A 20,518-nucleotide genomic window follows, 5' to 3' on the forward strand; every position below is an offset into this window, starting at 1 on the left:
CTTATTTTCGGTCTGATAGTCCATGCTTATTCATGCTATCAAAGTGAAAATATATATTTTATATGCTTACTCAAGCGTGTGATTGACCCTAGCGTGCTTAATCACTCTGTCTAATACGATAATAACTCCATTAGAATTACTTGTCAAGAAGTTTTTGTTGACTTTTAGATATAGATTAAGTATGATATGCTTATAAATACCAAGAAAAGCAACGAAAGGAGCGGTTATACTAAGTTATGGAGCATTATGAAAAGAAAATCAGTTTCTTAGGAGAAAACATACAGACCATAAGAAAACACAGAGGAATGAAACAACAGGAACTTGCGGACAAAATCGGTATCAATATGCAGAGCCTTTCCAAGATTGAACGTGGCGTGAATTATCCTACCTTTGATACGTTAGAGAAGATAATGGACGTGCTGGGTGTAACGCCCAATGAATTATTGTCGGGAGAATGGAAGTATATTGACCACACCGAGCCCTATATCATGGATATTATCAAACGGGAACAAGACTTCAATGTTTCCTTAGATTACCTGTCTGAAAATGAATTTTTCGATGATGAAAAAGAATGCACATTTTACAAGGCATATAAACTCATACAGTATATCCATAACTACATTACCAATGAGATTACGGAGTTGGAAGAACTTATGGAAATCAAGCAGTTGATACAGCGTCAAAAACTGGAACGCATGATAAAAGTGCATAAGGAAATGCGAGGGTTAGACCGATACAGAGAACAGCCCAAAGAGTATAAATACCATGACCCTTATGATGATTGGATATTTCGTCAGCTTGCGGATATAGACAACAGAAACAACATTCCCGACACTTCTCCACAAGTAGACTTCAATGAAGCAGACTATGAAGATTATCTAAAGGCGAAATGGAACAGAGGTCTTTAATTTCCTCTTGCATGGAAGATACAGCAAACAAAAAGCCCAGTAAAGAGTGCAAAGCACCACCAATGGTGGCAAGGCTCTTGACAGGGCTTTTTCTTTTCTGTTGTGGGGTAATCAAGAGGAAGAAAGAAAAAGTGTGCATTTTTGTTCCATAAATGCTAAGGGTATGCTGATTTTTATTGTGGCGGATATATGGAACTGTTATAATATGGATATGAAGAAAGCGACAAATTTGAAAGTGTTAATAATTTTCAAACAGCCTCATTGCATGGAAATAAGAAACAGACTATCCTTAAAGTAGGAGGTGGCACAAATGGCAAATGAAGATAAAAAAGATTTTAATGCTATGTTGCATGATAGTAAGGATATGCCAAAATTTCAAATTATCATAGACCAGAAAAGTATTGAGAAATATGGTGGAAACAAAATGTATTTTGCTCCCCCGATTGACTATGACAAAGTAATGAAAAAAGTTCCGTATGGTAAAGTGATTACGGTTGGAAAAATACGAGAACACTTTGCAAAATTGAGTGGTGCAGATTTTACAGAGCCGATTACAGCGGGTATATTTGTTTCTATTGTAGCGTGGGCGAGTTATCAGCGTTCCGAAGATGAAACACCCTATTGGAGAACATTAAAAGCAAACGGAGAATTAAATGCTAAATATCCAAATGGTATTGAAGCACAGAAAGAAAAATTAGAAGCAGAGGGACATACCATTATTCAAAAGGGGCGTAAAAATATACGATACTATGTAAAGGACTATGAAAATTCTCTTTTTGATTTGAAATAGGCAAATTCTATTTCACAATTTCATATCTCTATACACAAAGCAGTTAGTCTTAGGATTGACTGCTTTTTTCATACCTAAATTTCAGATTGGAGTGATGAAATGGTGTTTGTTAGAGCTGTTCAATAAGATTATCGGTGCATAAAATTTTATTGTGGTGCAGATATGAAAATGATATAATGTGGATATGAAGAAACGGACAAATTAGAATTTGGAGTGAAACAGAATGATTATAATAATCGAAACCGTAATTTTATGTATCGCGTTTTTTCTAATATGTTTTTGGGGAACAGGTACAGATAACAAAAATTTAAAAAGCTATTCATCTTATCCAGATGAAGTGCAAAATCGAATAAAGAGTATTGCAGAATATCAAGGAAAATTTAAGGAAAGCAATAAAGTGGTTACATTTAGCCAAAATAATTCATATATATATATGTTGACAACAAGCTGCTTTTGTATATAATATTATATAAAAGGGGGGGAATGTTTATGTTACATAGCATGCGTATTCGATAAGCATTGAAATCAAAAAAGATTTTTCCCATTTTCAATATGGGCTTTTTTGTCATGCTTATTTTGCGTATGCTATACAACAAAACTAACGACGTATAGACATAGTATAAAAACTATGCCTTAATTTTGTTGTAGTATTATATGTATAAATGCAGGTCAATGCTCATGTTGAGAATTGACCTGCATTTTTTTGCACAAAAGGAGAAATATTATGCTTGAAAAATATTGGATAAAATGTCCAATTTGTAACGGAAAGACGAGGGTTCAAGTATTTTATAATACGGTATTAAGAAATTTTCCTCTTTTCTGCCCTAAATGTAAATTAACACATATCATTGATGTTGAAAAATTAGAAATCATAATCAAAAACTCTGAAAAACAAAAGGAAGGATATTAAATGAAACACTTACCTAAAAGTACACTTACGGAAATATTGAATGACCCATACGGATTTACTTACAAAGAAATGTCGGAAGTAATTGGAGAGGATAAAGCAAGAGCCTTATATGCGGAATTGTATAAACAGCCATTTCACAAAAAAAATCTATCAATATCAACAAAAAAAGTCTATAAAAGTAGCGATACTGAAAAGTATGTTTATGAATTGAAAGACAACAGGTATATCGAAACGGTTTTTATTAAACGGCGAGATGGTGGGACTGTTTGCGTAAGTACGCAAGTTGGTTGTTCTGTTGGCTGTATTTTTTGTGAGTCCGGACGCAATGGTTTCGTTCGTAATCTAACACCATCTGAAATTGTGCAACAGGTCATATTGATACGTCAAAAAGTAAATCGTATCGTTTTTATGGGAATGGGAGAACCTTTATTCAATTACGACAACTTGATTGCAGCAATCCATATTCTTCGAGATAGAAATGGACTTAACTTTCCAACCGACGGCATTACCGTATCAACAGTTGGTCCAGTTAATCAATTAAAAAAATTGCGCGAAGAACATCTAAAAATTCAGTTGACAATATCTTTACATGCAGCAACACAGGCTGCGAGAAACTGTATCATTCCTCATATGCACATGTACGCTATTGAAGATGTTGTTAAGCAAGCATTGTCCTATTCTCAAAGGCATAATCGAAAAGTGGTATTTGCGTATTTGCTTTTACCAGGTATAAATGACCGTTCCTCAGATATAAGGCAACTTGCAAAATGGTTTAAGGGCAAAAATGTTATGATTAACGTGCTGCAATACAACCCGACGAGTAATTCAAAAATTAGAGCACCACAAAAACAAGAAATGGTTGCGTTCAAACATCAATTAGAGCAAACAGGACTTGAAGTTACCATGAGAGTTTCTCATGGTAGAGAGATTAAAGCAGCTTGTGGACAGTTAGCTAATACATATAATAAAGCCAAAAAACAACAGAAATAATTTAATTAAAAGAGCCAGACGCACAGACGCAGAGCCGATAATATGCAGTTTGAAATACTGCTGTTATCGGCTCTTTTTTGATTTTAATTTGTGCCCCTAATAACCATATTGGAGCAAAATCAGAACTGTTGCTTGTCGTTCTTTGATTTCCGCAGCAGCTTTGAAAAATCAAAGCCGCCGTTTCTTTTTATCTTCTAATGAAATGACGCGGTATCACTGTTAAAAGCGGCGGCTAAAGGAGGTAGCCGCCATGAAGCACATACCCTATCGACAAAATCCGACGGTCATTGACACATCAAAAAAAGCCCGCCCACCACCGGGGAAAATTACGCTTGTATATATGAACTGTCTAATCATCTAAATACTGCTTACAATACCTATGCGCCTGTCCGGGCTTTTCGGACGGGCGCATTTTGCTGCTCAAAAAATTTTTTGAAGAAATTTATATCCAATTTTCTGTTATTTCTGTTCGTACTATTTATATTAGGGTTGTTTATCAAAGAAAATGGCTTCACACATAATTTTCTTTGTTTAAGTATTATAGGACAGGGATTGAATATCTTTGACTTATTTATTGTAGACCTTTTATGGTGGCGGAATACAAAGCGTGTTCGTTTAAGAAAAATGCCAGAAAAGGAATTGTATCAAAATCCGAAAAAGCATATAGAAGCGTTTATCAGAGCCTTTATTATGTATCTGCTAATTGCTCTGATAGACGGATATATATTGACACTTTTATAGGAATAGATATAAGTAAATCCCAGTTTGACAATTTCATATCCATACACACAAAGCAGTTAGTCTTAGGATTGACTGCTTTTTAAAAAGACACCATTTAGGTGTAATGATGTCTTTTGGGTGTTATTTTATAGGTCATATCAAGGCTCATTCAATCGTGGTAAATTCGTGGTAAAATGAGTTTTTTCTATACTTCAAAATACTTGAAAGTATAGTGTTTATGCGGATAATCGAAAATTAGATATAAAATTTATTATAAATTTCATAACTTTTTCCTTTTATAGAATATCACTTCCATCCGGGATCTTGGAAATAATCGTTCGATTAGTCCTGAACAGAAAGATAAGTGAGACAATCAGTGACATGATCTCAGCAGTCAGGAAAGCCCACCATACTGCATGAAGCCCACCAAATTTTGCCAGTACATATGCAGCCGGAATCAGTACTACAAGCTGACGCATGATGGATACGATCATACTGAACACGGCCTTTCCAAGCGCCTGGAATACAGTACCGCAGATGATGCCGAACCATGCAAGTAAGTAATGGATACCGATGATACGAAGCGCAGGGACTCCAATCGTAAGCATATCAGCAGATGCGTTGAACATTCCGAGAAGTACCTGTGGAACGAATTCAAAGCAAAGAAATCCGAAGAGCATAATACAAAATGCTGTTGCCATACTGAGCTTGATCGTCTTGACCATACGTTTTCTATTCTGCGCACCGTAGTTGAATGCAATGATCGGAGTGATACCGTTATTCAAACCGAAGACAGGCATGAAGAAAAAGCTCTGCAGTTTGAAATACACTCCGAATACGGCAGTTGCAGTAGATGAAAATGTGATCAGGATACGGTTCATGGAGTATGTCATAACAGAACCAATCGACTGCATGATAATAGATGGAATACCGATTGCATAAATTGTTCTGATAATTCTTCCGTCCGGACGGAAACCACGGAACTGAAGTTTTACATCAGGGTTAAATTTATGGTTACAGATAAATGCGACAAGTGCGCCTACACACTGTCCGATAACTGTAGCTAAGGCAGCACCGGTAACGCCCATCTTAGGGAAGCCGATCAGACCAAAGATCAGGATCGGGTCAAGAATGATATTCGTGATCGCACCACACAACTGGGAAGTCATACTGAAAATCGTTCTTCCGGTGGAAGTGAGCAGTCGTTCAAAGCAAATCTGTGCCAGCAGTCCCATAGAGAAGATCATAACAGTGCTCAGATAATCGATTCCCATTTCCATGATCTCAACATCTGCATTTCCAATCTGGCTTGCATAGAAAGGTTTTACTACGGTAAAGCCAAGAATAAGAAATACGATATAGCTTATGATATAAAGAAATGCAGCGTTAGATGCAATTTTGTTTGCCTCATCATTTTGCTTTGCTCCGAGTGCTCTGGAAAGGAGTGCATTCATACCGACGCCGGTACCGGTTGCAACTGCAATGAGCAGCATCTGTAACGGGAAGGCGAGAGAGACTGCGGTAAGAGCATTTTCTGACAGCTTTGCTACAAAGATACTGTCTACAATATTATAAAGTGCCTGCACTAGCATGGAAACCATCATCGGTAAGGACATGTTGAACAAGAGTCTGCCGATTGGCATGGTTCCCATTTTGTTCTCTGCTGCAGGGGCAGAAGCTGTTTTTTGGTTTATATATTCTCCTGTTATTACGAAAACTTAATTTAAAGCGTCAATTATTAATGATAGCATTATATGGTGTACGTTTCAATAGTTGAAGACTTGAAAATGTCTTAAAGGTCAGTTTGGCATTCTTGAATTATTGTGTTAATAGGTAAAGTCAGTAGAAGTAATAGTAACAACTTGACAGTTTGCGTACTGTATGATATTTTCTAAGTAGTAAGTAGTAAGTAGTAAGTAGAAAACAAAAATGGCGATCAGGAAATAGGAGGAAAGCAGGTATGAAAGATCTTACATTATCTCAGCAATATGCATTACTTGCGTTGGACGGACAGGAGAGTATTCATCCAAGCGTGGCAAAAAGTGCTGTATTGAGAGCTGTTTCTGCTGCGCAGGTGTTGGAGACAGAATTAGGAAAAGCAGATGTGGATTCATTTTCAGAATTTTCTTCAGCACTGCAGAAAGCGGTACAGATGGCAAAAACATTAAAGAAAAAAGAGGAGACTCAGATTGAGAAAGAAGTGGCTGCTGTTTTGGAAACAGAAGAACTTCTAAAGGAAGTACCGGATATTTTGGGCTGTGATATGAATTATGATACATCAGGTGTTGAACTAAAGGCATACCTTAGTGATGAGACAAGTTATATCAGAATAAAAGAAGGACTTCGTGCAGAGATTCTAGAGGATGGTCCAATTAGTCTGGAAGATGCGGTTCTCTTATGGCTTCTCCGTGAAAGTGGCTGTATCCATGACTTGTTTTCTGTATCAGAGCAGAATCGTGTAGAAGAACGTATGACAGAAGCTGCTGTTCAGGATGAGAAGTACCGTGCATTATGGGAAGCAGAATTTCATAATGTTTTTGAAGGATTTATGAATCGGTTTGTGAAGACTAAGAGTAAACTGCTTAAGAATCCATATTTAGAGGGTGTTAATCTTGTATTTCCTTACCTTGACAGAAGAAAATCCGTATTTATCGATACGGTTATTTTTGGAACTAACGTGGCGGACAGAAGAGCTGCGGCTGTAGAACATTTGAAGAAAAAAGGCTTTGCGGTAGAGGAGATCAGAGTAGGCAGTGAGACTTTACTAAAAATAGGCAACATATATTACCGTATCTTCCCAATGACGAAAACAGCATATAAAGTACCGATTCAGGGAGTCAACCTGGTACCGGCATACTGGCAGTAGGAAGAAAGTACGGAAATACTAATTATGTGGACGGTAGAAAAGGTGAGCTGATGTCAAGACAGAGAAGCATGGAAGTAATAGAGCAGGCAGAATATGTGACGATCGGAGAGCTTGTGCGGCTTACGGCAGTGCGTTACAGTACTTTGAAATTTTATACAGAGGAAGGAATGCTGCCGTTCGAGCAGGCAGAAGAGAATCTGACCAGAAGATACCGCAGAGTTGAGAGCTTAGAAAGGATTGCGCAGATTCGTCGGTTAAGAGAACAGAAGAAGACAATTCCGGAGATTAAAGAGATTCTGGGATGTGGTGAACTGTAAAATATGAATATTATCTAGAAAAAATACGAATCTCCAGAAGAAGTTCAAGTATAAAAATACTGATTTCTACTGGAGATTCGTATTTTAAGAATATGTGTTAATATTGGAAAATTATGCATCCAGTATGCTTTCTGCAACTTCTGGAAGAATTTTACTGACTGCTCCATGGTAAGCTGCGGTTGCTTTTTCATCCAGATAATGTGCTTCCTTGTGGATTACGATCAAATCTTTGCCTGTGAAATGTGGAAGCATATCTTTGCACAGACTGGAATTCAGGTTCATTCCGAGAACGAGAATCGTATCAGCTTTAGCAACTTCTTCCACAGCATGGCTAATGACAGTATTACTGAGCATTTCACCATGTAAATAAACTCCAGGATGAATCACAGTTGATTTACACACATCACAAAGAGGAACTTTATCACTGTTTTTGATATATTCAATCGGAAAAATCTTTCCGCAACGTGGACACGCATTATTTTCATAAATATTTCCATACATATTGATCACATTTTTGCAGCCGGCTTTCTGAGGCATATTATAGATGCCTTTTGTAATGATTGTCTTTAAATATCCTGCCTCTTCTAATCTTGCAAGTGCTTCATTTCCCTTTCCTGCCTCCAGATGTTTGGAAAGAATTTCATTTCTATAATATTCATAGAATAATTCTGCATGTGTGTTAAACATACGGGCACTGAATAATTCTTCCGGAGAGTAGCCATACTTTTCTTCAATCCGATAGGATTCGTCGCTGTCTCGATGATATGCGACATTTTGCTCTCTCATAAATTCCATTCCGGCGAGACAAACAAGATATTTAGATGTTCTAATTGTTTCTTCAAGATAGTTTAAATTCATAATCATCTCTGCCTTTACAAAATGCTGCTGTTAACGAGTTACTATAATGCTAGTATAGCATAAATAAAAAGAATTGTCTGAAAATTCAAATAAAAACAGGATAAAATTTAAAGAAAAACTGGACAAAATAAAATTTACAGTTGACAATAGCGGGAGAATAGGCTATATTAAAAATATAATAATAGTAATTATTATTAAAATAAAAAGGAGGTTATCACATGGAGAAAAAAGCACTTTATAATTTGTCTTATGGAGTATTTATGTTATCTACACGTTCCGGTGAGAAAGTAAATGGCTGTATTACCAATACATGTATGCAGGTAGCGAATGACCCAGTTCGAATTGCGATCTCTGTTTTGAACAGTAATTATACCTGTGATCTGATCAAAGAAAGCGGAATTTTTGCACTGAGTCTGTTGGATGTAGAATGTTCCTTTGAGACAATTAAGCATTTCGGATTCCAGTCAGGAAGAGATGTGGATAAGATGAAAGATCTTACGTTACCGGTGGATCAGAATAATATTCCGTATATGGGATATCAGGCATGCGCCGTGATCAGTGGTAAGGTTCTGGAACAGCAGGATCTCGGTAAACACACTCTGTTCATTGCAGAAGTAACAGATGCAAAACTGCTGAATGAGAATGCACCGCTTACTTACGCCGACTATCAGAATCGCGTAAAACCAAAGAAGAAAGAGATACCTCAGGATAAGAAGATCGTTGGATGGAGATGTAAGATCTGTAATTATGTATATGAAGGCAGTGAACTTCCGGCAGATTATATCTGTCCAATCTGCGGACATGATGTCAGCGATTTTGAACCGATTTTTGAAAATTAGTGGTAATGATTCATTGATCTTGTCGTGTAGTGAATGGATGCAAGGTCAGGAATAATTATAAAAATAAAGATGAAAAGAAAAGGAGATATGGAATTATGAAATATGTATGTGATTTATGTGGATGGGAATATGATGAAGAGCAGGGATACCCGGAAGGCGGTATCGCACCTGGAACAAAGTGGGAAGATGTACCGGAAGATTTTGAATGTCCTCTGTGTTCTGCTGGAAAGGATCAGTTCTCTGAGGAGTAAATAGAACAGTTACGAAAATTTATTTTAAATAATGAAAACAGGTGGTAGAATAGACAGAGAACTATTTTATCACCTGTTTTACGTTACGAAAGAGAGGAAGAAAAACATGTATCAGGCAGCAAATGACAGATATGAGAAAATGGCTTATGTACGTTGTGGAAAGAGCGGATTAAAACTCCCGGCAATTTCACTTGGATTGTGGCACAACTTTGGAGATACCGGTGTTTATGAGAATATGAAGGAAATCCTTTTCACAGCATTTGATAATGGAATCGTACACTTTGATCTGGCAAATAATTACGGGCCGGCTTATGGAAGTGCAGAGAAGAACTTTGGTAAGATTCTGAAAGAAGAACTTGGCGTGTACAGAGATGAGCTTCTGATCAGCACAAAGGCCGGTTTTGATATGTGGGAAGGCCCTTATGGAAACTGGGGAAGCAGGAAATATCTTCTTTCCAGTCTGGATCAGAGCCTGAAGCGTATGGGGCTGGATTATGTGGACATTTTCTACCATCACCGGATGGATCCGGAGACTCCGCTGGAAGAGACGATGGGAGCACTTGCAAGTGCAGTGCAGTCAGGAAAAGCACTTTATGTGGGGCTTTCAAATTATGACGGTCCAACCCTAGAAAAGGCAGAGGCAATCTTAAGAGACTTGAAGTGTCCATTTGTGATCAATCAGAACAGATATTCTATCTTTGACAGAACAATTGAGAAAAATGGATTGAAAGACACTGCGAAGAAGCTGGAGAAGGGAATTATTGCATTCAGTCCGCTGGCGCAGGGACTTCTTACCGACCGTTATCTGAAAGGAATCCCGGATGACAGCAGAATTATGACAGACGGACGTTTCCTGAAGAAATCTGCTCTGACAGAAGAAAAACTTGTGAAAATCAGAGAACTGAACGGACTGGCAGCCGGAAGAGGTCAGACATTGGCAGAGATGGCATTGAGTTGGATTTTGAAGGATGGTATTGTAACAAGCGTTCTTGTAGGCGCATCAAAACCGGAACAGGTATTGGATAATATCAAGGCAATACAGAATACAGAATTTACAGAAGAAGAACTCCGCAAGATTGATGAGCTGTCGCTCGTTTAAGCTAGTTGTCACTGTTAATCTGTGTTATACTGGTTAAAAATGAAAAGTTGAAAAAGGAGAATTTACCATGGATAGAATTGCAAGCTTTACAATCAACCACCTGGATCTGATGCCGGGATTGTATGTTTCAAGAAGAGACGCAAAAGGAGATTGTGTCACAACAACATTTGATCTGAGAATCACAGCACCGAACAGAGAGCCGGTTGTGGATACTCCGGCACTTCATACGATCGAGCATCTGGCAGCGACTTATCTCCGCAACAGTGAGAAGAAGGATGACGTGATCTACTTTGGACCAATGGGCTGCAGAACAGGATGTTATCTTGTAATGTTCGGTAATCTGGATTCAGAGGATGTTCTTGATCTGGTTCTTGAGATGTGTGATTTCATTATCGGATTTGAAGGAGAGATTCCGGGGGCTGCACCGGAGCAGTGTGGTAACTATCAGGAACAGAACCTTGATATGGCGAAGTATTATATTAAGAAATACAAAGATGCATTGGTGAATGACCGTCATCTTGTATATCCGGAATAATGTAAAGTGGGAATTGTCTGACAAGTTGTTTTCAGATAATTCCCACTTCGATTATACAGATCTGATTTTTAACATAATATAGCATGTCACTGAGAGGAATTGCAAAAATGCAAATTTAGTTCTTAAGCAATTCTGCATTCTTATGAATTGTCTCATTAACAATATTCTCTACATAACTTCCGATATGTTTTTTGACATCCTTATCCAGTTCATTTGGATAGATCGGAGTACCGTATTCGAGAACAACATGTGTTTTCTTGATCTTTGGAAAATGATTCTCGAAAATTTCAGCAGTATTATTCATAGAAATCGGTACGATTGGGCATCCGGTCTTTGTGGCAATCTTGAAAGCACCTTCTTTGAACGGAAGCATAGTTAATTCTTCGCCCTTATTGCGGGTTCCCTCCGGGAAGATACAGATGGAAATACCCTTCTTTACATAAGCAATTGCCTGCAGGATTGTTTTCAGTCCTTCCTTTGGATTCTCTCGGTCGAGGAAGAGACAATAGACGAAACGCATCCAGGTGGAAAGAAGCGGAACTTTTTCCATTTCTTTTTTCGCAACATAGCCGGTCAGGTTCTTGCATCTGCTGTAGGTAAGCAGAATGTCAAAGAAGCTGCGGTGGTTTCCGATAAAGAGAACAGGTTCATCCGGTACATTCTCCTCACCGATCACAGTGACTTTCACACCGGTCATTTTCAAAATCACTTTAAATCCCCACTGGACAATACGCAGAGAACTGATGTCACGCGCATGTGGATTAAACTTACCGATCAGCCATTCCACAAAGAAAACAGGAATCGAAAGAATCAGGTAAAGAATCAGAAAAACTGCAACAAAAATAAATCGAAACATACAATATCCTTTCTTTTGTCTTATGAATAATAGAGTCGCCATAATATAAAATAACTACTGGTGCATGTAGCCTTATTATACCGTAGCAGCATAAAAAATACAACTGATGCATAGATTGAAGGGAAATAAAAAATCCGGATGGCGTTACTGTTTACAGTATCTGAAATATTGTAATGAAAAATAAAAAACAAAAGGGCATTTTAACTGTGTTTCTACTGTGTGTCTGCTTTTTTATAAGCGGATGTATTACCAGGATTGAGAAAGAGCAAAAACGAAAAGATCTGGAATATATTCTGATCGACCAGGAGCATCTTCCGGAGGAGATGACAGAAGTGCTCGGTCAGTTAAAAAAGAAAGCATTTCATTTTGTCTACTCGGATCAGGGAAAGACATATCTTGCAGAAGGATACGGTGCATGTCCGACAACAGGATATACGATTGAGGTGAAGGAACTTTATGAAACGGAGCATGCAGTTTGTTTGCATACAAGTCTGATGGGACCGGCAACTGGTGAAGAGACGAAAGAAATCACGACATTTCCATACATAGTCGTGGAAATCAGTGGAACAGAAAAAGAGGTTATGTTTGATTGAGGAGGAGCAGGATGGAAATTGTGAAGAGAGCGATACGTCTGATGCATGAGGGAAAATGTATTTACGATCAGTTTCAGCTGGACGAAGATTATAACGTTCCGGATGCAAAGGAGGATGTGGGAAATGTAATTGAAGGGATAGTCTGCGTGAAGACGGAAGATATGAAGCTTGTGGAAAATTATCTGAAAATCAGTGGAAAAGCTCAATTTAAGATTTTGTACATGACAGCCTCTTTGGATCCGCAACCGGCAGTTTTAGAAGGAAAGCTTCCATTCGAAGAGATGGTATATGTAGAACAACCGGGAGAGGAAGAATATTTCCTGAAAAATCTCAGAACAGAGTTCAGTGTATCAATGGTGCATTCCAGAAAGCTGAGTCTGCATCTGCTGACAGAGCTTGAAATTGGAAGAACCCAGATGATAAGTGAAGAAGTCACGGAAGATGTGGAAAGCGAGCATACAGTTTATAAAAAAATGAAAAAGTTTCGTCTGCTTGGATTGTCAGATACAAAAAAAGACACTTATAGAATAAAAGAAGAGATTACATTACCGGGAACGAAGGAGAGTATCAGCCAGATTCTGTTATCCGAAGTGCACGGTAGAAAGTTAGAATTACGCCCGGGGACAGATGAGGTGACAGTCAGAGGAGAACTGCAGGTGTTCTGTCTCTATCTGTCAGAAGAATTGAAGGCAGACTGGGTCAGCCAGGTGATTCCATATGAAGGAAAACTTCTTTGCAATGGCCTGACAGAAGGAATGTTCTATTCTGTGGAACATACGCTGGAGGATACACTGGTTGATATCCGCATGGATGAGGACGGCGAGATGCGGATCCTTGGGATTGAAGGGACATTACTGCTGCGGATGAACTTTTACGAAGAGCAGGAGATGGAGTTGTTAGAAGATATTTACTCTTTGCAAGAGCAGTGTATTCCGGAAAAACAGGAGACGGTTTTTGAAGAGCTTTTAATGCAGAACCAATCCAGATATAAACTAACGGAACGGCTTTCACTTCCAGAATTAAAAGATGATGTACTTCAAGTACTCTGCAGCAGAGGGGAAATCCAGATAGAGCATACGGAGTATAGAGAAGAAGGAATCCAAATAGAAGGAATCCTGCATCTTAGCTTTCTCTACCTGAGAGGAGATGATGCAAGACCATATGGAAGCTGGCAGGGGATGATACCATTCCAACATCTGATCGAATGTTCCGATCTTCCGGAAAATGTACGTTGTACGATGAGTCACCATGTAGATCAGATCCAGGTGTCTATGGCAGGCAGTGAGGCTGTAGAAGTGAGAGCAATTCTTGCATTTGATGCATTCTTACGGCGGGAGGTAGAACTTCAGACAATCGTATCTGTCCTGGAGAAACCGCTGGATCTTGAACAGATGGATAAGAGGCCGGGAATCGTTGGTCATATTGTGCAGGAGAAAGAAGATCTCTGGGAGTTGGCAAAACAGTATATGACTACAGTTGAGGGGATTATGAATGTAAACGAATTGGAAAATGAAAATGTGAAAATAGGGGATAAATTGTTGATTTTTAAAGAAAATATGAGTATACTGTAAGTACTATGTATACAAGATACATTTGTGTAAATTTTCACATCTAGTTCTTTGGAAAACAGCGATGGAGGCACATAGGATGAATCAAATTGAATTAAAAGCACTTGCCAAGATTAATTTAGGCCTGGATGTGCTTGGAAGACGCGAGAATGGATACCATGATGTCAGAATGGTCATGCAGTCTATTTATCTGTATGATGAAGTGAAGATTGCGAAGAAGAAAGAACCTGGAATTACACTGACAACAAATCTGAAGTTTCTTCCAACCGGGGATGGCAATATCGCTTATAAAGCAGCGCAGCTTCTGATGGATGAATTTGATCTGAAAGAAGGGGTTCAGATCACGTTGAATAAGCACATTCCGGTAGCTGCCGGTCTTGCAGGAGGAAGCTCGAATGCAGCTGCGGTTCTGTTTGGAATGAACCGGCTCTTCGGACTGCGTCTGACCCAGCAGGAGTTGATGGATCGGGGCGTGAAGCTTGGGGCAGATGTTCCGTATTGTATTATGCGCGGAACTGTTCTGGCAGAAGGAATCGGAGAAGAGTTAAGCGTTCTTCCGGCAATGCCGAAATGTACGGTACTGATCGCAAAGCCTCCGATCAGTGTTTCAACGAAGATGGTGTATGAAGCACTGGACTCCAAAGAGATTGTCGAGCATCCGGATATTGACGGAATTCTGGAAGGACTTCGGAAGGGAGATCTTCACAAGGTTGCAGATTCTATGGGGAATGTGTTAGAGGATGTGACAATACCGATGCATCCGGTGATCGCGGATATCAAGCAGGTGATGCAGGATTGCGGAGCAATCGGGGCAATGATGAGCGGGAGTGGACCAACAGTGTTTGGTCTGTTTGAAAACCGGGCATCAGCAAGAGAAGCACAGAAGATGATTCGGGACAAAGGTCTGACAAGACAGGCATACGTAACGAATATACACAACGTTAGGAGGAAGTAAAATGGGAACTGATTTTGAAGTAACAATGAATGAATATCTGCCTCTGAGAGATGTGGTATTTAATACATTGAGACAGGCGATTCTGCGCGGAGAACTGAAACCGGGAGAGCGCCTGATGGAGATTCAGCTGGCGAATAAACTCGGAGTGAGCAGAACCCCGATCCGTGAAGCAATCCGTAAACTGGAGCTGGAAGGACTTGTCCTCATGATCCCGAGAAAAGGTGCCGAGGTTGCAGAAATCACAGAGAAGAATCTAAGAGATGTGCTGGAAGTGCGCTGTGCATTAGAAGAGCTTGCAGTACAGCTTGCATGTGACAGAATGGATGAAGAAGGAGTGCGCGAGCTTCGTGCAGCAGCGGAAACGTTTGAGTCTATTCTCAACAGTGATGATATTACACAGATCGCACAGGCAGACGTTGCATTTCATGATATTATCTACGCTGCAACAGATAACCGCAGACTGATCCAGCTTCTGAATAATCTGCGCGAACAGATGTACAGATACAGAATTGAATATCTGAAGAAGAAAGAATGCTACCCACAGCTGTTGAATGAGCATCAGACAATTATTGATGCGATTGCCGGACATGATAAAGAGCTGGCTACAAAGTTTACAAGCCAACATATTAAGAACCAGGCAGAAACGGTTGTTGGCACTATCCGTGAGAAAGAAGAAAATGCTTAAAAAATAAAGAATGTGTCTCGGCATATTCTTTATTCTATATGTATGGAATTCATTTTTGTGGAAAGACTCCATGTATGAACAAAATTGATTTATCATGTTACTGTTCATAGATGGAGGATGATATTATGAAGAAACGGTTTGCATTGCTCAGAAGAAAGCTGAAGTCTGTCCGAGAAGAAAAACTGCCGGGAAGAGCAGTGATTTTTTCAGTGGCAGCGGGGCTTCTGATCGCTGCTTTCTTCACAGGAATGATATATACAAAACAGGAATTATATGCACAGGAAGAAACGCAGAAGCATCTGGCGCAGGAAGTGTTTCGCTTTCATGTGTTAGCGAATAGTGACAGCGAAAAGGACCAGAATCTGAAATTGCAGGTAAGAGATGCAGTATTGGATTATATGAAAGAAGAATTATCAGAAGAACCGGAAGAGAAACAGTGTCTTAAGCAGACTGTGCAGTGGGCACGTACACATACAGATGAGATTCGTGCAATCGGAGAAAAGACAGTTGCGGCGGCAGGAGAAGATCAGAGTGTGAATGTGGCTGTGACAACCTGTTACTTTCCTGACAGGACTTACGGTGATGTGACATTTCCTGCGGGAAATTATCAGGCACTGCGGGTAGAACTGGGAAGTGCAGAGGGACATAACTGGTGGTGCGTGCTTTATCCGAATCTCTGCTTTCTGGATACAACGAATGCGGTGGTTCCTGACAAAGGAAAGAAGCAATTAAAACAGGTACTGACGGAAGAAGAATATTCCAAAGTGACAGCGAATACAAAGTTTAAGATTGGCTGGTATTTTTGGAAATAAGAAATAAAAGAGGTTAAGAAAATGTATGAATTTGACAGCAGAGTACGTTACAGCGAGGTAGATCATCACGGTACGATGACCGTTCCGGCGTTGATCAATTATTTTCAGGACTGTAGTACCTTCCAGTCGGAGGATCTTGGAATTGGTACAACGGTTCTGAAGGAAGAGAAAAGAGCGTGGCTTTTATCTTACTGGCAGGTGATCCTGAATCGGAAACCGGAGCTTGGTGAGAAGATCACAATCGGAACATTTGCAACAGAATTCAAGGGATTGTTTGGAAACAGGAACTTTTATATGAAAGATGCAGATGGAAAATATCTCGCCTGTGCTAATTCAGTCTGGGCATTTATTGATACAGAGACAGGAAGACCAACCAGGCCGCAGCCAAAGGATGTTCAGTTGTATGGAGTAGAAGAACCACTTGATATACCATATGAGGGAAGAAAAATCCGACTTCCGGAAGAGACAGATGATCTGGAAGCATTTCCGGTCAGAAAGTATCATATTGACACAAATGAGCATGTGAACAACTGTCAGTATGTGCAGATGGCATTGGAATTTCTTCCGGATGATCTTCAGATCGCACAGCTGCGTGTAGAGTATAAAAAGGCAGCTGTACTGGGAGATATGATCTATCCGAAGCTGAGTAAAGAAGCAGACAGGATTGTTGTGGAACTCTGTGACGAACAGGCAAAACCATATGCAGTTCTGGAATTTAAAGAAGAAATATAAAAGAAGAGATAGAATAGAAAAACTCCCGGATGTTCATACAGAAATTTCTGTGAACATTCGGGAGTTTTTTGTTGCGAACAAGTAACATTCGCAGGTGATATTTACTTATCAAGACTTGCCAGGACATCTTCCAGAACATCCTCAACAGAATCAGTTACTTCATCCGCATAGTAGGATACACCAGGTGCACTGTTTGACATTGCGTAGCTGTGACCGACCAGCTCAAGCATTTCCAAATCATTCTGCTGATCTCCGAATGCCATACATTCTTTTGGTTTTACATGGAATAATTTCATTAGGTTAGAAAGAGCAGCACCTTTATTTGTTCCCGGAGCAATGAAGTCAATCCAGATATTTCCAGAAGTAACGACCTTGATCTCTGCACCGAACATTTCCTGTAAGTGTTCTAAATATTGCATGATTACTTTTGTGTCATCAATCATATTACAGATTGCGATCTTGAGAAACGGACCTTCGATTTTACTTAGGTCATCTACGATTTTTGTTGTGTTCTGCATGACATTTACAATATGATTTACAAAAGCTTCATGATGATCTTCGATCAGACAGGCATCTTCTCTGGAAATGAGAATATCAAAATTCGGTGATTTTTTCACTTCATCTATAATGCGGCAGGCAAGGTCATCTGCAATTATTCCGCGAGAGATCACCTTTCCCTGATGAATACAGATAGAACCATTTTCTCCAATATAGGAAATCTCGTCCTTAATCTCAGAAAACAGTCTGCGCTCATTATCATACTGGCGTCCGCTTGCAGCAACAAAGTGAACGCCTTTTTGTGTCAGTTCATGAATCAGTTCTATGGCACGAGGAGTCAGTTTCTGTGCTCCGTTATGAAGAAGCGTACCATCAAGGTCGCTTGCGATTAATTTGATCATATGTAAAATCCTCCTGATTATTCTGCAATAACTTCTTCAGCACGTTTCAGTGCGGCACTGATATTCGGCTGGAAGTTTTCTTTTCCAACCAGTTCTGTGAATCCGGCTTTCTCCATAACTTTCATTGGCTGTTCGTTGACGTGGGAAAAGACAACCGTAATTCCCTTTGACTCACAGACTTCTACCAGATCAACCAAAGCATTCATAGCAGTACTGTCCAGTGCAGGAACGCTTCGCATACGAAGAACGAGGCAGGTAGTAAAATCTTTTACGACAATGTGTTCGATCGCACTTGCTGCTCCGAAGAACAGAGGTCCTGAGATCTCATAGACGCGGATCTGAAGTGGAAGTTTCTGAAGGTGTTCATCGACATCCGGGGTGTCATCATCCACATAAGTCCAGCTGTTGACGTGTGTCTCTTCGCTCATACGCTTGATAAAGAGCAGGCAGGCAAGAACCATACCAATCTCGATCGCTACGACCAGGTCGAAGAGTACTGTCAGGATAAATGAAGCAAAAAGTACAATGATATCACTCTTTGGAGCAGTCTTAACCAGTTTTACAAAGGTATGCCACTGGCACATATTGTATGCAACGATAAACAGGATTGCTGCGATTGTTGGCATTGGAATCATTCCGGCATATGGCATCAGTACGACAAGCACAATGACCAGTGTAATGGAATGAACGATTCCGGCAATCGGAGTACGTCCTCCGTTTTTAATATTTGCAGCAGTTCTTGCAATCGCTCCTGTCGCAGGGATTCCACCGAAAAGAGCAGAAGCAATGTTGCCGGCTCCCTGGGCTACAAGTTCCATGTCGGAACGGTGTTTGCCGTTGATCATTCCGTCTGCGACAACACAGGAAAGCAGAGATTCAATCGCTGCGAGAACAGCAATCGTAAATGCGTTCGGAAGAGCATTTTGAACAACTTCAAGTGATACAGCCGGAAGATGGAAGGATGGAAGCGAGTTGCTGATCGTATAAAGATTTCCAATTGTAGAAACTTTTAACGGCAGGAACTGAACCATCAGGATTCCAATGATAACTGCGATCAAAGATCCAGGAATTCTTTTGAAGATGTATGGAGCAATGATCAGAACAGCAAGACTTACTGAACCGACAATCAGTGCATCAATATTAATTGTAGAGAAGTTTTCAACAACAGCACGGAATTTCTCTGTTGTTTCGATCGGTTTTACCCCATCCGGATAGGTAAGTCCGAAGAAATCTTTCAGCTGTCCGATTACAATTGTAACAGCAATTCCGGAAGTGAATCCGGTTGTGATCGTAAATGGGATGAATTTGATCAGACTTCCGAAATGGCACAGTCCCATCAGAACCAGAAAGATACCGGCGAGGATTGTTGCAATGACAAGTCCATCCATTCCGTCTTTGGCAACAATGCCGGCGACGATTGTTGCGAATGCAGCCGTTGGTCCGGCAATCTGTACACTGCTTCCGCCAAGTGCAGAGATGACAAATCCGGCAACGATCGCAGTGAAGATACCAGCTTCCGGTCCTACACCGGATGCAAGTGCCAGTGCGATTGACAGCGGCAATGCAATAATTGCTACAATGATTCCGGCAGTCACGTCTTTGATGAACTGAGAACGATTGTAGCTCTTTAATGATGTAAGTAACATCGGCTTCAATGAATTCATTTGATAGATTAATCCTTTCTTTTATGATAACTATAAAACATAACCTTTCAAGTATAGCATAGAAAAAGGGACACTGAGAAGAGGAAACCGTGTATGTTTTTAAAGACATGAAGAGGTTATTGTTCACTCCCGTGTCAATCACTTCGCTGATTGACACGGAGGATGCATGTTTTGGTTTGAATGCATCTCGCCCCATCGCCAAAGGCGATTTAAAATGGCGAGATGCGTTGCTGGTCGCACATCGTGTGAACAGAGTAACATGAAGTAGAATGTTAAGAGAAAAAAGCTTGTATCTGATTTATAAAGGTAATATAATAGGAATAACTTGTAAAGCATGTCTTATATAATAAAAACATGTTTTACGGTAGCAAATTTGTGAATAGATCTGATAACAAAAGGGGTATCACAAGAAAGAAAAGGAAGATTATTATGGGAAAATATTTTGGAACAGATGGTTTCCGTGGTGAGGCGAATGTAGTTCTTACAGTAGAGCATGCATTTAAAGTAGGACGTTATCTTGGATGGTATTTTGGACAGGACCACAAGGCTAGAATCGTAATTGGAAAAGACACAAGAAGAAGCAGCTACATGTTTGAGTATGCACTTGCTGCAGGATTGACAGCATCAGGCGCGGACGCTTATCTTCTTCATGTGACAACCACACCAAGTGT

Annotated in this window: 21 protein-coding genes and 1 pseudogene; 17 read left to right on the forward strand and 5 right to left on the reverse strand. The window is 39.8% G+C overall.

The window, feature by feature from the left end:
* The first annotated feature begins 236 nt into the window (after window positions 1-236).
* The 4 genes from LI162_RS14190 (at window position 237) to rlmN (ending at window position 3,598) form a co-directional block, all read left to right on the forward strand.
* Window positions 237-908, forward strand: coding sequence for a helix-turn-helix domain-containing protein (locus LI162_RS14190; RefSeq protein ID WP_009256966.1), 672 nt, complete (start codon window positions 237-239; stop codon window positions 906-908).
* 310 nt (window positions 909-1,218) lie between these two features.
* Window positions 1,219-1,698 carry an MGMT family protein gene (locus LI162_RS14195; protein WP_002322212.1) on the forward strand — a complete coding sequence of 160 codons (480 nt, stop codon included), beginning with the start codon at window positions 1,219-1,221 and terminating at the stop codon, window positions 1,696-1,698.
* Window positions 1,699-2,422: 724 nt separating this feature from the next.
* Window positions 2,423-2,608, forward strand: coding sequence for a cysteine-rich KTR domain-containing protein (locus LI162_RS14200; RefSeq protein WP_004607970.1), 186 nt, complete (start codon window positions 2,423-2,425; stop codon window positions 2,606-2,608).
* Complete coding sequence (gene rlmN / locus LI162_RS14205) at window positions 2,609-3,598, forward strand: 23S rRNA (adenine(2503)-C(2))-methyltransferase RlmN (RefSeq protein WP_004607971.1); 990 nt, start codon at window positions 2,609-2,611, stop codon at window positions 3,596-3,598.
* A gap of 1,016 nt (window positions 3,599-4,614) precedes the next feature.
* Here the strand turns inward: rlmN and LI162_RS14210 are convergent.
* Entirely contained in the window at window positions 4,615-6,012 is a 1,398-nt protein-coding gene (locus LI162_RS14210) for an MATE family efflux transporter (protein WP_117569925.1), read from the reverse strand.
* Between the two features lie 266 nt (window positions 6,013-6,278).
* On the opposite strand from LI162_RS14210, the gene LI162_RS14215 reads away from it, so the two are divergent.
* Both LI162_RS14215 and LI162_RS14220 read left to right on the forward strand, forming a co-directional pair.
* Window positions 6,279-7,184, forward strand: coding sequence for a hypothetical protein (locus LI162_RS14215; RefSeq protein ID WP_117569926.1), 906 nt, complete (start codon window positions 6,279-6,281; stop codon window positions 7,182-7,184).
* 50 nt (window positions 7,185-7,234) lie between these two features.
* The gene (locus LI162_RS14220) at window positions 7,235-7,501 is read left to right on the forward strand and encodes a helix-turn-helix domain-containing protein (RefSeq protein ID WP_020436296.1); all 267 of its coding nucleotides are present in this window, start codon (window positions 7,235-7,237) and stop codon (window positions 7,499-7,501) included.
* A 111-nt stretch (window positions 7,502-7,612) separates the two neighbouring features.
* On the opposite strand, the gene LI162_RS14225 is transcribed toward LI162_RS14220, so the two are convergent.
* Window positions 7,613-8,365 (reverse strand): SIR2 family NAD-dependent protein deacylase, encoded by a 753-nt coding sequence (locus tag LI162_RS14225; RefSeq protein ID WP_227156834.1) that lies wholly within the window; start codon window positions 8,363-8,365, stop codon window positions 7,613-7,615.
* A gap of 212 nt (window positions 8,366-8,577) precedes the next feature.
* Between LI162_RS14225 and LI162_RS14230 the strand changes: the two genes are divergently transcribed.
* The 4 genes from LI162_RS14230 (at window position 8,578) to LI162_RS14245 (ending at window position 11,083) form a co-directional block, all read left to right on the forward strand.
* A complete protein-coding gene (locus LI162_RS14230) occupies window positions 8,578-9,198 on the forward strand; it encodes a flavin reductase (RefSeq protein WP_227156835.1) in 621 nt (206 codons plus the stop codon).
* Between the two features lie 95 nt (window positions 9,199-9,293).
* Window positions 9,294-9,449, forward strand: coding sequence for a rubredoxin (locus tag LI162_RS14235; RefSeq protein ID WP_020436293.1), 156 nt, complete (start codon window positions 9,294-9,296; stop codon window positions 9,447-9,449).
* 106 nt (window positions 9,450-9,555) lie between these two features.
* Complete coding sequence (locus LI162_RS14240) at window positions 9,556-10,548, forward strand: aldo/keto reductase (RefSeq protein WP_227156836.1); 993 nt, start codon at window positions 9,556-9,558, stop codon at window positions 10,546-10,548.
* A 67-nt stretch (window positions 10,549-10,615) separates the two neighbouring features.
* On the forward strand, window positions 10,616-11,083 hold the full coding sequence (locus LI162_RS14245; RefSeq protein ID WP_015528625.1) for an S-ribosylhomocysteine lyase: 468 nt from the start codon (window positions 10,616-10,618) through the stop codon (window positions 11,081-11,083).
* A 115-nt stretch (window positions 11,084-11,198) separates the two neighbouring features.
* Here LI162_RS14245 and LI162_RS14250 read toward each other — a convergent pair whose 3' ends face one another.
* Window positions 11,199-11,939: a lysophospholipid acyltransferase family protein gene (locus LI162_RS14250; protein WP_227156837.1), complete on the reverse strand. Its 741-nt coding sequence runs from the start codon at window positions 11,937-11,939 to the stop codon at window positions 11,199-11,201.
* A gap of 173 nt (window positions 11,940-12,112) precedes the next feature.
* On the opposite strand from LI162_RS14250, the gene LI162_RS14255 reads away from it, so the two are divergent.
* The 6 genes from LI162_RS14255 to LI162_RS14280 all read left to right on the forward strand — a co-directional run bounded on the left by LI162_RS14255 (window position 12,113) and on the right by LI162_RS14280 (window position 17,284).
* Window positions 12,113-12,532, forward strand: a complete 420-nt coding sequence (locus LI162_RS14255; protein WP_117914417.1) for a protease complex subunit PrcB family protein — start codon at window positions 12,113-12,115, stop codon at window positions 12,530-12,532.
* Between the two features lie 11 nt (window positions 12,533-12,543).
* Window positions 12,544-14,103 (forward strand): DUF3794 and LysM peptidoglycan-binding domain-containing protein, encoded by a 1,560-nt coding sequence (locus tag LI162_RS14260; RefSeq protein WP_227156838.1) that lies wholly within the window; start codon window positions 12,544-12,546, stop codon window positions 14,101-14,103.
* Between the two features lie 76 nt (window positions 14,104-14,179).
* Window positions 14,180-15,055 (forward strand): 4-(cytidine 5'-diphospho)-2-C-methyl-D-erythritol kinase, encoded by an 876-nt coding sequence (gene ispE, locus LI162_RS14265; RefSeq protein ID WP_055147980.1) that lies wholly within the window; start codon window positions 14,180-14,182, stop codon window positions 15,053-15,055.
* Window position 15,056: 1 nt separating this feature from the next.
* Window positions 15,057-15,740, forward strand: a complete 684-nt coding sequence (locus tag LI162_RS14270; RefSeq protein WP_020436287.1) for a GntR family transcriptional regulator — start codon at window positions 15,057-15,059, stop codon at window positions 15,738-15,740.
* A 125-nt stretch (window positions 15,741-15,865) separates the two neighbouring features.
* Window positions 15,866-16,552 (forward strand): stage II sporulation protein R, encoded by a 687-nt coding sequence (gene spoIIR / locus LI162_RS14275; protein ID WP_015528631.1) that lies wholly within the window; start codon window positions 15,866-15,868, stop codon window positions 16,550-16,552.
* A 21-nt stretch (window positions 16,553-16,573) separates the two neighbouring features.
* A complete protein-coding gene (locus LI162_RS14280) occupies window positions 16,574-17,284 on the forward strand; it encodes an acyl-[acyl-carrier-protein] thioesterase (RefSeq protein WP_055147974.1) in 711 nt (236 codons plus the stop codon).
* Window positions 17,285-17,385: 101 nt separating this feature from the next.
* Here the strand turns inward: LI162_RS14280 and LI162_RS14285 are convergent, their stop codons facing one another.
* Entirely contained in the window at window positions 17,386-18,183 is a 798-nt protein-coding gene (locus tag LI162_RS14285) for an HAD family hydrolase (protein ID WP_118188249.1), read from the reverse strand.
* A 17-nt stretch (window positions 18,184-18,200) separates the two neighbouring features.
* Window positions 18,201-19,847 carry a SulP family inorganic anion transporter gene (locus LI162_RS14290; RefSeq protein ID WP_117541597.1) on the reverse strand — a complete coding sequence of 549 codons (1,647 nt, stop codon included), beginning with the start codon at window positions 19,845-19,847 and terminating at the stop codon, window positions 18,201-18,203.
* 429 nt (window positions 19,848-20,276) lie between these two features.
* On the opposite strand from LI162_RS14290, the pseudogene LI162_RS14295 reads away from it, so the two are divergent.
* A pseudogene (locus LI162_RS14295) lies at window positions 20,277-20,518 on the forward strand (phosphoglucosamine mutase); the annotation flags it as partial.

The sequence above is a fragment of the Mediterraneibacter sp. 210702-DFI.3.120 genome, from assembly GCF_020561005.1.
Lineage (GTDB): Bacteria > Bacillota > Clostridia > Lachnospirales > Lachnospiraceae > Mediterraneibacter > Mediterraneibacter faecis.